The following is a 13,454-nucleotide window of genomic DNA, read 5'->3' as shown; positions in this document are numbered from 1 at the left end:
GTGGTTGCTCATGGGTGGAACGTTGACTATTCGGCACGACAGGTTGTTTTTCACTAGTACTGCTTCGGCGTGGAACGTGGAGGATGGTCGGTCGTGTCGGGCACGTTGTTGGGTATCTGAGGGTACGGCCGTGATGGTTGCCTTCAGTTGCCGGCCCCAGTGAACTCGCCCTTAGGGGTGGGGTGATGGGTGGCTGGTCGTTGTTTGAGAACTGCACAGTGGACGCGAGCATCTGTGGCCAAGTTTTTAAGGGCGCACGGTGGATGCCTTGGCACCAGGAACCGATGAAGGACGTGGGAGGCCACGATAGGCCCCGGGGAGCTGTCAACCGAGCTTTGATCCGGGGGTGTCCGAATGGGGAAACCCGGCAGTCGTCATGGGCTGTCACCCGCTGCTGAACACATAGGCAGTGTGGAGGGAACGAGGGGAAGTGAAACATCTCAGTACCCTCAGGAAGAGAAAACAACCGTGATTCCGGGAGTAGTGGCGAGCGAAACTGGATGAGGCCAAACCGTATGCGTGTGATACCCGGCAGGGGTTGCGCATGCGGGGTTGTGGGATCTCTTTTTCACAGTCTGCCGGCTGTGAGGCGAGTCAGAAACCGTTGATGTAGGCGAAGGACATGCGAAAGGTCCGGCGTAGAGGGTAAGACCCCCGTAGCTGAAACATTAACGGCTCGTTTAAGAGACACCCAAGTAGCACGGGGCCCGAGAAATCCCGTGTGAATCTGGCGGGACCACCCGCTAAGCCTAAATATTCCCTGGTGACCGATAGCGGATAGTACCGTGAGGGAATGGTGAAAAGTACCGCGGGAGCGGAGTGAAATAGTACCTGAAACCGTGTGCCTACAAGCCGTGGGAGCGTCGCATGCAAGCTTGCTTGCATGTCGTGACTGCGTGCCTTTTGAAGAATGAGCCTGCGAGTTTGCGGTGTGTTGCGAGGTTAACCCGTGTGGGGAAGCCGTAGCGAAAGCGAGTCCGAATAGGGCGTTTTAGTAGCACGCTCAAGACCCGAAGCGGAGTGATCTAGCCATGGGCAGGTTGAAGCGGAGGTAAGACTTCGTGGAGGACCGAACCCACCAGGGTTGAAAACCTGGGGGATGACCTGTGGTTAGGGGTGAAAGGCCAATCAAACTCCGTGATAGCTGGTTCTCCCCGAAATGCATTTAGGTGCAGCGTCGTGTGTTTCTTGCCGGAGGTAGAGCACTGGATAGGCGATGGGCCCTACCGGGTTACTGACCTTAGCCAAACTCCGAATGCCGGTAAGTGAGAGCACGGCAGTGAGACTGTGGGGGATAAGCTCCATGGTCGAGAGGGAAACAGCCCAGAGCATCGACTAAGGCCCCTAAGCGTACGCTAAGTGGGAAAGGATGTGGAGTCGCAGAGACAACCAGGAGGTTGGCTTAGAAGCAGCCACCCTTGAAAGAGTGCGTAATAGCTCACTGGTCAAGTGATTCCGCGCCGACAATGTAGCGGGGCTCAAGCGTACCGCCGAAGTCGTGTCATTCCAGCATATAGGGCCAACGCCTGCTGGGATGGGTAGGGGAGCGTCGTGTGCCGGGTGAAGCAGCCGCGGAAGCGAGTTGTGGACGGTTCACGAGTGAGAATGCAGGCATGAGTAGCGATACACACGTGAGAAACGTGTGCGCCGATTGACTAAGGGTTCCTGGGTCAAGCTGATCTGCCCAGGGTAAGTCGGGACCTAAGGCGAGGCCGACAGGCGTAGTCGATGGACAACCGGTTGATATTCCGGTACCCGCTTTGAAACGCCCAGTACTGAATCAGGCGATGCTAAGTCCGTGAAGCCGGCCCGATCTCTTCGGAGTTGAGGGTAGTGGTGGAGCCGACGAACCAGACTTGTAGTAGGTAAGCGATGGGGTGACGCAGGAAGGTAGTCCAGCCCGGGCGGTGGTAGTCCCGGGGTAAGGGTGTAGGGCGTGTGATAGGCAAATCCGTCACACATTAAGCCTGAGACCTGATGCCGAGCCGATTGTGGTGAAGTGGATGATCCTATGCTGTCGAGAAAAGCCTCTAGCGAGTTTCATGGCGGCCCGTACCCTAAACCGACTCAGGTGGTCAGGTAGAGAATACCGAGGCGTTCGGGTGAACTATGGTTAAGGAACTCGGCAAAATGCCCCCGTAACTTCGGGAGAAGGGGGGCCATCACTGGTGATTGGATTTACTCCATGAGCTGGGGGTGGCCGCAGAGACCAGCGAGAAGCGACTGTTTACTAAAAACACAGGTCCGTGCGAAGCCGTAAGGCGATGTATACGGACTGACGCCTGCCCGGTGCTGGAACGTTAAGGGGACCGGTTAGCTGACTTTCGGGTCGGCGAAGCTGAGAACTTAAGCGCCAGTAAACGGCGGTGGTAACTATAACCATCCTAAGGTAGCGAAATTCCTTGTCGGGTAAGTTCCGACCTGCACGAATGGCGTAACGACTTCTCGACTGTCTCAACCATAGGCCCGGTGAAATTGCACTACGAGTAAAGATGCTCGTTTCGCGCAGCAGGACGGAAAGACCCCGGGACCTTTACTACAGTTTGATATTGGTGTTCGGTTCGGCTTGTGTAGGATAGGTGGGAGACTTTGAAGCAGCCACGCCAGTGGTTGTGGAGTCGCCGTTGAAATACCACTCTGGTCGTGCTGGATGTCTAACCTGGGTCCGTGATCCGGATCAGGGACAGTGTCTGATGGGTAGTTTAACTGGGGCGGTTGCCTCCTAAAGAGTAACGGAGGCGCCCAAAGGTTCCCTCAGCCTGGTTGGCAATCAGGTGTTGAGTGTAAGTGCACAAGGGAGCTTGACTGTGAGACCGACGGGTCGAGCAGGGACGAAAGTCGGGACTAGTGATCCGGCAGTGGCTTGTGGAAGCGCTGTCGCTCAACGGATAAAAGGTACCCCGGGGATAACAGGCTGATCTTCCCCAAGAGTCCATATCGACGGGATGGTTTGGCACCTCGATGTCGGCTCGTCGCATCCTGGGGCTGGAGTCGGTCCCAAGGGTTGGGCTGTTCGCCCATTAAAGCGGTACGCGAGCTGGGTTTAGAACGTCGTGAGACAGTTCGGTCCCTATCCGCTGCGCGCGTAGGAATATTGAGAAGGGCTGTCCCTAGTACGAGAGGACCGGGACGGACGAACCTCTGGTGTGCCAGTTGTCCTGCCAAGGGCATGGCTGGTTGGCTACGTTCGGAAAGGATAACCGCTGAAAGCATCTAAGCGGGAAGCCTGCTTCGAGATGAGTATTCCCACCCCCTTTGAGGGGTTAAGGCTCCCAGTAGACGACTGGGTTGATAGGCCAGATGTGGAAGCCCGGCAACGGGTGGAGCTGACTGGTACTAATAGGCCGAGGGCTTGTCCTCAGTTGCTCGCGTCCACTGTGTTAGTTCTGAAATAACGAACGGCCGTGTTGTTGCCCGGTGTTGGTTAATTTCATAGTGTTTCGGTGGTCATTGCGTTAGGGAAACGCCCGGTTACATTCCGAACCCGGAAGCTAAGCCTTTCAGCGCCGATGGTACTGCAGGGGGGACCCTGTGGGAGAGTAGGACGCCGCCGAACAATTATTCCGGGAAAGCCCCGCACCTCTGGTGCGGGGCTTTTCTGCGTTTATCGGATGCCGGCTCACCGGGCGCAGGAATCCTGTACCGGCCCGCGGGGCAGGCGAAGACAGTGCCGGCGAGAAGGTTTGGACTTGGGCCGCGCGTGGTTATGAATATCCCCGAGTTCGGGGTATGCTCTATCTCGTTGCCACCGCGCAGCAGGCCCCAATAGCTCAGTCGGTAGAGCGTCTCCATGGTAAGGAGAAGGTCTACGGTTCGATTCCGTATTGGGGCTCAGGTAATACGAAAGGCCCCCGCCGATGGCGGGGGCCTTTCGTATGTCCGGTGCCTTGAGACTCACTCCCCTGGGGGTGGTCCGGATTGCCGGCGCCGGGGGCGCCGACCAGCTCATCGATGATTCGCCGTCAGGCCGTGGGCGGTTCCGGGACCCGCATCGCCAGGATGGCCATGTCGTCGGAGGCCGGTTCGGCTGCGAAGCGTTCGACGGCCCGCAGGACACGGGACGCCACCGCTCCGGCAGTGAGGCCCGTACACATGGTGAGGACGTCGGCCAGGCCGTCGTCCCCCAACATCCGGGTACCTTCACGGCGTTCTGTCACGCCATCGGTCACGCAGAGCAGGACATCGCCGGGACGGAGGGTGACCGTCTGTTCGTACAGTTCGAGGTCCTCGATGACGCCCAGCAGCGGCTGCGGTTCGGCTGCTGCCTCGACCGTGCCGTCCTGGCGCAGGCGCAGTGGCAGGGGATGCCCGGCGCACACCACCTTGAGAAGGGCGCTGCCGTCCTTCTGGGGCCACAACTCTCCGTAGAGGAGGGTGAGGAAGCGGCTGCGGGAGCCCTCGTCGAGGATGGCGGCGTTGAGACGCTCCAGGACGGCCGGGCCGCCGAAGCCTTCTCGGGCGAGCAGGCGCAGGGCGTGGCGGGCGAGGCCCGTGACGGCCGCGGCCTCCGGGCCGGTACCGCAGACGTCACCGATGGCGAAGCCATATGCGCCGTCGCGGATCGGGAAGACGTCGTAGAAGTCGCCGCCGACCTCGTTGCCCTCGCCGGCCGCCCGGTAGATGACCTCGATCTCGACATTGGGGACATCGGGGAGGCCCGGCGGCAGCAGGCTGCGCTGCAGGGACTGACTGATCGCCATGCGCTCCGAGTAGAGACGGGCGTTGTCGAGGGCGAGGGCGGCACGTCGGGACAGGTCCTCGGCCAGTTCGAGGATCTCCTGGCGGAAGTGGTCGTCGGACGGTTTGCCGAGCGTGAGCATGCCGATGACGCGGTTCCGGGCGACGAGCGGCAGGACCACCGTCTCGCCGCCCACCGCGGCTGCGGTGGCCAGCGTCGAGCGGATACCGGCGCCGAGAGCGGTGGACTCGCTGAGGCCGAGGCTGCGCATGGAGGTGCGCAGGGCCGCCTCGTGGGCGGCCTCGGAGGGCGCGGCCCAGACCCGGGCGCCGGGTGTCGGCACGGGGTCCGGCGGGGAGATCTTGGAGAGCAGCGCCTTGAGTCCGTCGATGAGCTCCTCGTCCTCGTGCAGCACATAGGAGAGGTACGGCTCCGAGGACTGGTCGGCGATCGTGTAGACGGCGCACCAGGTGGCCAGGGTGGGGACCGTCATCTGGGCCATCAGCGCCAGTGTCTGGTCCCGGTCGAGCGTGCCGGCAAGGAGGTCGGAGGCCTCGACGAGGAAGGACAGCGAACCGCGGCGGAGCCGTTCGAGTTCGCCGAGGCGGGCCGATTCGACGGCAAGTGCGATGCGGTCCGCGGCGAACTGGAGGCGCAGGGCTTCCTCGTTGGTGTACCGGCCCGGTGCTTCGGCGGCGACACCGAGTGAGCCGGTGAGTCGGCCTTCGACCTTGAGCGGGACGGTGACGACGGAGCGCATGCCGGTGCCGCCGAGCAGGGGTACGGCCCCGGGTACGGCGGTCAGGTCCTCGTGGACGGCGGGCATCCGGGCGGAGCCGTACCGTCCGGTGCCGGCTTCGACGGGGACCCGGGCGAAGCGCTGACGGGCGGACGGGAGGCCGGTCGTGGCCCGTACCTCCAGCTCCGTCTCGTCGTCCGTGGCCAACAGCAGGAAGGCCGAATCCGCGTCGAGCATGTCGCGCGCCCGCTCGACGGTGCGCTGGAGCAGTCCGTCGAGGTCGTCGGGGGCGGGGGAGCCGATGAAGACCTCGAACGGGTCGGTGGCGCGGCTCTCGGCGCCGAGGTCGGAGACGGGGGTGCGGACCGGGGACTGCAGCACGGCGCGCTCGTAGTCGCGGACGAGCAGACAGACTGTCGACGGTTCGCCGTGGGTGTCGCGGACTCTGAGGTGCGAGGCATAGACCGGGATGGTGCGGCCGTCGGCGCCCCGGATCCCGTAGCTGCCCTCCCAGCGGGAGAGCTGGAGAGCGTCGGCGATGCCCGTGTTGGTGCCGGGGGTGTGCGGCCACGCCATGAAGTCGGTGAGTTGCTTACCGGTGACCTGGTCCGCGCTGTAGCCGAAGAGGAACGCGCAGTCGTCGTTCCAGGTGGCGATGGAACCGGAGCTGTCGATCTGGACGACGGCGACCCGGACGCGCTCGTCGGCCACCGGGAGGAGATCGGTGGGGAGCAGGGGGCCGGCGGAGCGGATGCCCACCGGGCGTTCGGGGAGATCGAGCTGGAACCAGACGTGTTTGTGCGTCGGGGAGTACTCGACGCCCCACCGGGAGGCGAGCGCGGCGCAGAGCAGCAGACCGCGGCCGCTCTCCCGGTCCGGGCTGCCGAAGTCCAGGCCGGTGCTCTGGAGCGGGATCTCTCGTTCCGGATAGCGGTCGGAGACCTCGACCCGGACACCGTCCTCCGTGCGCAGACACAGCACGTCGGCGGCGGTGCCTGCGTGCACCACCGCGTTCGTCACGAGCTCGCTGGTGAGGACGACCGCGTCGTCCACGATGTCGGTGTACCCCCAGCCCTGAAGGGTGTCACGCACGAAGGCGCGGGCGGTCGCGACGGAGCGCCCGACCGGGTCGAAGGTGGCAGCCGCGCGCGCGGTGATCACAGCACTCCCCATATGGTGTCTCGTCGCTTCCCCGAGTCCTGTGCCCGTTTCTCGCCGCTTCGATTCGCTTAGCCAGGCTAGACGCTCGGTCTCGGTCCCGGGTACACGAGGGCCGAGTTCGGACAAGGGCGACCAGGATGTGGTCGATGAGCGGACAAGTGTGGGCTTCCCAACGGAGGGATGAGGGACAACCGTTGGAGGTTCCACCTCGATCTGTTTCGGCCTGGTACGTTTCAACGATTTGACGTCCGCATGGTCACCCGTCAACGGTGGGCAGTGGCGGTGAGCCAATGTGGAACTGGGCAAGCTCCCAGATAAAGGCCCGAGCGATACGGTCAACCCCTGCGGGAGGGACACGGTGGAGTCTGGCGTGGCGGCGCGGGGATCAAGCACGCGCACAAAAGGCGGACAGTCCGTGAAGAAACAGCGCAATGGAACGATCGACGTCGATGCGGCGGCGCTCAACAGACTGCTCGCGGGCCTGGTGGCGATGCGCGACGGGAACTTCCGCCGGCGGCTGACCGTCTCGGGCGACGGCGTGATGACGGAGCTCGCGGCGGTCTTCAACGAGGTCGCCGACCGTAATCTTCACCTCACCGGCGAACTGGCACGTGTACGTCGCGTGGTCGGGCGCGAGGGGAAGCTGACCGAGCGGCTGGAGACGGGGGCCTGCGAGGGCTCCTGGGCCGCCGCCATCGATGCCTCGAACGAGCTGGTCGACGACCTGGCGCGGCCGGTGTCGGAGGTCGGGCGGGTGCTCTCGGCGGTTGCCGACGGTGATCTCGAGCAGCGGATGGAGCTCCGGTCGCACACGGCCGACGAGACCGTGCGACCGCTGCGTGGCGAGTTCCTGAAGGTGGCCCGTACGGTCAACAACCTGGTCGACCAGCTGTCGGCGTTCACCGAGCAGGTGACGCGGGTGGCGGTCGAGGTAGGTACTGAGGGCAAGCTGGGCGGGCAGGCCCAGGTGCGCGGAATGTCCGGTTCCTGGAAGGACCTCACGGACTCCGTCAACACCATGGCGTACCGGCTCACCGCGCAGGTGCGGGACATCGCGCTGGTGACGACGGCGGTCGCCAAGGGTGATCTGTCGCGGAAGGTCACCGTCCATGTGGCCGGCGAGATGCTCCAGCTGAAGAACACCGTAAACACGATGGTCGACCAGCTGTCGTCGTTCTCCTCCGAGGTGACCCGGGTCGCCCGTGAGGTGGGCACGGAGGGCGAGCTGGGCGGTCAGGCGACGGTGCCCGGTGTGGCCGGGGTGTGGAAGGACCTCACCGACTCCGTCAACACGATGGCCGGAAACCTCACCTCGCAGGTGCGTGGCATCGCCGAGGTGACGACGGCGGTCGCCAATGGTGACCTGTCGCAGAAGGTCACGGTCAGTGCCCGCGGTGAGGTGGCGCAGCTCGCCGAGACGATCAACCAGATGACCGAGACGCTGCGGACCTTCGCGGACGAAGTGACGCGGGTGGCGAGCGAGGTCGGTGGCGAGGGTCTGCTCGGCGGTCAGGCGCAGGTGCCGGGTGCGGCGGGTACGTGGAAGGACCTCACCGATTCGGTGAACACGGTCTTCCGGAACCTGACGACGCAGGTGCGGGACATCGCGCAGGTGACCACCGCGGTGGCCAGCGGCGACATGACGCAGAAGGTCACGGTCGATGTGGCCGGCGAGATGCTGGAGCTGAAGAACACCGTCAACACGATGGTGGACCAGCTGCAGTCCTTCGGTTCCGAAGTGACCCGGGTCGCCCGGGAGGTCGGTGTCGAGGGCCGGCTGGGCGGTCAGGCCGAGGTGCCGGGTGCGGCGGGTACGTGGAAGGACCTCACCGATTCGGTGAACACGGCGTTCCGGAACCTGACGGGTCAGGTGCGGGACATCGCGCAGGTGACGACGGCGGTCGCGAACGGCGATCTGTCGCAGAAGGTCACCGTGGATGTGGCCGGCGAGATGCTGGAGCTGAAGAACACCGTCAACACGATGGTGGCGCAGCTGTCGTCCTTCGCCGACCAGGTGACACGGATGGCGCGGGACGTGGGCACGGAGGGCCGGCTCGGCGGCCAGGCGCGGGTCGACGGTGTCTCCGGTACGTGGAAGGAGCTCACCGACTCCGTCAACTTCATGGCGGGGAACCTGACCTCGCAGGTGCGTCAGATCGCCCAGGTGACGACTGCGGTCGCACGGGGCGATCTCTCGCAGAAGATCGACGTGGACGCCCGCGGCGAGATCCTGGAGCTGAAGAACACCATCAACACGATGGTCGACCAGCTCTCCGCCTTCGCCGAGCAGGTGACCCGGGTGGCCCGTGAGGTGGGCACGGACGGGCGGCTCGGCGGCCAGGCGCAGGTGCCCGGAGTGGCCGGTGTGTGGCGCGATCTGACCGATTCGGTGAACGGCATGGCGGGGAACCTCACCGCTCAGGTGCGTAACATCGCGCAGGTCGCGACCGCGGTGGCGCGCGGTGACCTGTCGCAGAAGATCGACGTGGACGCCCGCGGCGAGATCCTGGAGCTGAAGAACACCCTCAACACGATGGTGGACCAGCTGTCGAACTTCGCGGAGCAGGTCACGCGGGTCGCCCGTGAGGTGGGCACGGCAGGCATTCTGGGCGGTCAGGCCGAGGTGCAGGGCGTGTCCGGTACCTGGAAGGACCTCACCCAGTCCGTCAACGGCATGGCGAACAACCTGACCCTGCAGGTCCGCAATATCGCCGAGGTCACCACCGCGGTCGCCAAGGGCGATCTCTCGAAGAAGATCACCGTCGACGCCAAGGGCGAAATCCTCGAACTGGTGACGACCGTCAACACGATGGTCGACCAGCTCCTCAACTTCGCCGACGAGGTGACGCGAGTCGCGCGCGAGGTGGGCACCGAGGGCATCCTGGGCGGCCAGGCCCGGGTGCGAGGTGCGACGGGAATCTGGAAGGACCTCAGCGACAACGTCAACCTGATGGCCAACAACCTGACCAGCCAGGTGCGGAACATCTCCCGGGTCTCGTCCGCGGTCGCCAACGGCGACCTCACCAAGAAGGTGACCGTCGAGGCCCGTGGCGAGGTCGCCGAGCTCGCCGACACCGTCAACACGATGGTGACGACGCTGTCGTCGTTCGCCGACGAGGTGACGCGAGTCGCCCGTGAGGTGGGCACGGAGGGCGAGCTGGGCGGTCAGGCGCGGGTCCCGGGCGTCTCCGGCACGTGGAAGGACCTGACCGAGTCGGTGAACTCGATGGCGTCCAACCTGACCGGTCAGGTGCGCCAGATCGCCACGGTCACCACAGCTATCGCCAAGGGCGATCTCACCAAGAAGATCGACATCGACGCCCGCGGCGAGATCCTGGAGCTGAAGAACACCATCAACACGATGGTCGACCAGCTGTCGTCCTTCGCCGACCAGGTGACCCGGGTGGCCCGCGAGGTGGGTACCGAGGGGCAGCTGGGCGGTCAGGCCCGGGTACGGGACGTGGACGGCACCTGGCGCGACCTCACCGAGTCCGTGAACGAGATGGCCGGGAACCTGACCCGTCAGGTGCGAGCCATCGCGGCCGTCGCCACCGCGGTGACCCGTGGCGATCTCAACCTCAAGATCGATGTGGACGCGGCCGGCGAGATCCAGGCCCTGCAGGACAACATCAACACGATGATCGCCAACCTGCGCGACACCACGGCCACCAACAAGGAGCAGGACTGGCTCAAGGGCAACCTCGCCCGGATCTCCGGTCTGATGCAGGGGCGTCGCGATCTCGACGACGTCGCCTCGCTGATCATGAGCGAGCTGACCCCGGTCGTCTCGGCGCAGCACGGGGCGTTCTTCCTGGCCGTGCCGACCGGTGACATCGAGGCGGTGGGGGCGGACGCCGACAAGGAAGGCGCGTATGTGCTCCGGATGCGGGGCAGCTACGGCTACTCCGCGGGATCGATGCCGACGTCGTTCCGGCCCGGTGAGACGCTCATCGGCACGGCGGCGGAGGAGAAGCGGACGATCCAGGTGGACAACGTGCCGCCCGGTTATCTGAAGATCTCCTCGGGGCTCGGCGAGGCGCCGCCCGCGCATGTGATCGTGCTGCCGGTGCTCTTCGAGGGGCAGGTCCTCGGTGTGATCGAGCTGGCCTCGTTCCAGCCGTTCACCCACATTCAGCGGGACTTCCTCAACCAGCTCGCCGAGATGATCGCGACGAGCGTCAACACGATCAGTGTCAACACCAAGACGGAGAAGCTCCTGGAACAGTCGCAGGAGCTGACCGAGCAACTGCGGGACCGGTCGGAGGAGTTGGAGAACCGGCAGAAGGCTCTGCAGGCCTCCAACGCCGAACTGGAGGAGAAGGCCGAGCTGCTGGCCCAGCAGAACCGTGACATCGAGGTGAAGAACACCGAGATCGAGGAGGCCCGGCAGGTTCTGGAGGAGCGCGCCGAGCAGCTCGCGGTCTCGATGCGCTACAAGTCCGAATTCCTGGCGAACATGTCGCACGAGCTGCGCACGCCGCTCAACTCGCTGCTCATCCTGGCCAAGTTGCTCGCGGACAACGCCGAGGGCAATCTCTCGCCGAAGCAGGTGGAGTTCGCCGAGACGATCCACGGGGCGGGTTCCGACCTGCTTCAGCTGATCAACGACATTCTCGATCTGTCGAAGGTCGAGGCGGGCAAGATGGACGTCAGCCCGACCCGGATCGCGCTGGTCCAGCTGGTCGACTATGTGGAGGCGACGTTCCGGCCGCTCACCGCGGAGAAGGGGCTCGACTTCTCCGTACGGGTGTCGCCGGAGCTGCCTGCGACACTGCACACGGACGAACAGCGGCTGCTGCAGGTGCTGCGCAACCTGCTGTCCAACGCGGTGAAGTTCACCGACAGCGGCGCCGTCGAGCTGGTGATCCGGCCTGCCGGCGCCGATGTGCCGAACGCCATCCGTGAGCAGCTCCTCGAAGCCGGTTCGCTGCGCGACGCCGACGCCGATCTGATCGCGTTCTCGGTCACCGACACCGGTATCGGGATCGCGTCCAGCAAGATGCTGGTGATCTTCGAGGCGTTCAAGCAGGCGGACGGTACGACGAGCCGCAAGTACGGCGGTACGGGGCTCGGGCTGTCCATCAGCCGGGAGATCGCCCGGCTGCTGGGCGGCGAGATCCATGCGGCGAGCGAGCCGGGCCGTGGTTCGACCTTCACGCTGTATCTGCCGCTGCACCCCAGTGAGCTGCCGCCGCAGGGCTACCCGCAGATCGGTCCCGGTCCCATCGAGTCGCATGGCCAGGCGGTCGAGGAAGGGCTGATTCCGGAGGCGGGGGCGGGCGCGGGTCTGTCGGCGCCGCTGCGCGATCCGATCGGTTCTGCAGGGCTGTTCCGGCATCGCCGCAAGGCGCTCGGCGCAACGGAGCGGAGGCCCGCGCTGCCGCCGAGGAGCACCGCGCCGACCGCGCCGCCACAGGAGTCGTGGGCGGCGGCCGGTCAGGACGAGCCCGAGGCCCGCAAGGTGTTCCGGTTCGATGGCGAGAAGGTGCTGATCGTCGACGACGACATCCGAAACGTCTTCGCGCTGACCAGCGTGCTGGAGCAGCACGGTCTCTCGGTGCTGTACGCGGAGAACGGGCGCGAGGGCATCGAAGTCCTGGAGCAGCACGACGATGTGACGGTCGTGCTGATGGACATCATGATGCCGGAGATGGACGGCTATGCGACAACGACGGCGATCCGCCGCATGCCGCAGTTCGCCGGGCTGCCCATCGTCGCGCTGACCGCGAAGGCGATGAAGGGCGACAGGGAGAAGGCGATCGATTCCGGTGCTTCCGACTATGTCACCAAGCCTGTTGATCCTGACCATCTGCTCTCCGTCATGGAGCAGTGGATGCGCGGAGAGTGATCGTCGTTTGAGCGGATCGCGATAAGTTGCTGATCGACTGTGCTCGAAGGGGTGTGAGGAGGCGGTGGACGGGGAACCTTCTGGTCTCCCACCGCGTTTCTGGTATGTGCACAGTGACATCGCGGTGACAGGGTGTGGTGACGGGCGGGGTGCGGCTACCATGACCGGCACAAGGACGGACGGCGCAAGGGAGTCGTCCCCTGGGGCGGCGCCCGGTGCAATTCCGGGGCGAGGAGGACGGGCCATGGTGCAGAAGGCCAAGATCCTCCTGGTCGATGACCGGCCGGAGAATCTGCTGGCGCTGGAGGCCATCCTCTCTGCGCTCGATCAGACGCTGGTACGGGCATCGTCAGGGGAGGAAGCGCTCAAAGCGCTGCTGACGGACGACTTTGCGGTCATTCTGCTGGACGTCCAGATGCCGGGCATGGACGGTTTCGAAACCGCCGCGCATATCAAGCGGCGGGAGCGGACCCGGGACATCCCGATCATCTTCCTCACCGCGATCAATCACGGTCCGCATCACACCTTCCGGGGGTACGCGGCGGGCGCGGTGGACTACATCTCGAAGCCGTTCGATCCCTGGGTGCTGCGCGCCAAGGTCTCGGTCTTCGTCGAGCTCTACATGAAGAACTGCCAACTGCGCGAGCAGGCCGCACTGCTCAGGCTCCAGCTCGAGGGCGGCGGCCGGCCGAGCGTGGACCAGGACAAGGAGCCCGCCGGACTGCTGGCCGAACTCTCGGCGCGCCTCGCGGCCGTCGAGGAGCAGGCGGAGGCCCTCTCCAAGCAGCTCGACGACGAGTCGGCGGACGCCGCGGCGGTGGCCACGGCCGCCCATCTCGAACGGAAGCTGACCGGACTACGGCGTGCGCTCGACGCGCTGGAGCCGGGCACCGGGAGCGGCACGGCCGCGCTTCCTTCGTAACGCGTCCTCCGCGGAACTCCCCGGCCCGCAAGCCGCGTTCGCGGTCGGGACGCTGACGGCCCGTCCACGGTGAGGGCGCGTCAGTTTCCTGCCTCTGCGCGGCGAC

At 65.0% G+C, this 13,454-nt stretch carries 3 protein-coding genes, 1 tRNA gene and 2 rRNA genes; 5 read left to right on the top strand and 1 reads right to left on the bottom strand.

What is annotated here, in order from left to right:
• Window positions 1–236 precede the first annotated feature (236 nt).
• The 3 genes from OHA88_RS15645 to OHA88_RS15635 all read left to right on the top strand — a co-directional run bounded on the left by OHA88_RS15645 (window position 237) and on the right by OHA88_RS15635 (window position 3,832).
• Window positions 237–3,360: ribosomal RNA gene (locus OHA88_RS15645) — 23S ribosomal RNA — on the top strand.
• Window positions 3,361–3,439: 79 nt separating this feature from the next.
• Window positions 3,440–3,556, top strand: a 5S ribosomal RNA gene (gene rrf / locus OHA88_RS15640).
• A gap of 203 nt (window positions 3,557–3,759) precedes the next feature.
• Window positions 3,760–3,832, top strand: a tRNA-Thr gene (locus OHA88_RS15635).
• Window positions 3,833–3,962: 130 nt separating this feature from the next.
• On the opposite strand, the gene OHA88_RS15630 is transcribed toward OHA88_RS15635, so the two are convergent.
• Window positions 3,963–6,590 (bottom strand): SpoIIE family protein phosphatase, encoded by a 2,628-nt coding sequence (locus tag OHA88_RS15630; RefSeq protein ID WP_328625994.1) that lies wholly within the window; start codon window positions 6,588–6,590, stop codon window positions 3,963–3,965.
• A gap of 403 nt (window positions 6,591–6,993) precedes the next feature.
• Here OHA88_RS15630 and OHA88_RS15625 point away from each other — a divergent pair, with 403 nt between their 5' ends.
• Together OHA88_RS15625 and OHA88_RS15620 are read left to right on the top strand one after the other, a co-directional pair.
• On the top strand, window positions 6,994–12,426 hold the full coding sequence (locus OHA88_RS15625; protein ID WP_328625993.1) for a HAMP domain-containing protein: 5,433 nt from the start codon (window positions 6,994–6,996) through the stop codon (window positions 12,424–12,426).
• 244 nt (window positions 12,427–12,670) lie between these two features.
• Entirely contained in the window at window positions 12,671–13,348 is a 678-nt protein-coding gene (locus tag OHA88_RS15620; protein WP_326606073.1) for a response regulator, read from the top strand.
• Window positions 13,349–13,454 lie beyond the last annotated feature (106 nt).

The organism is Streptomyces sp. NBC_00353 (assembly GCF_036108815.1).
Taxonomy (GTDB): domain Bacteria; phylum Actinomycetota; class Actinomycetes; order Streptomycetales; family Streptomycetaceae; genus Streptomyces.
The sequence above is the reverse complement of the archived record's forward strand: the minus strand, read 5'-3'. Positions and strand labels throughout refer to the sequence as shown.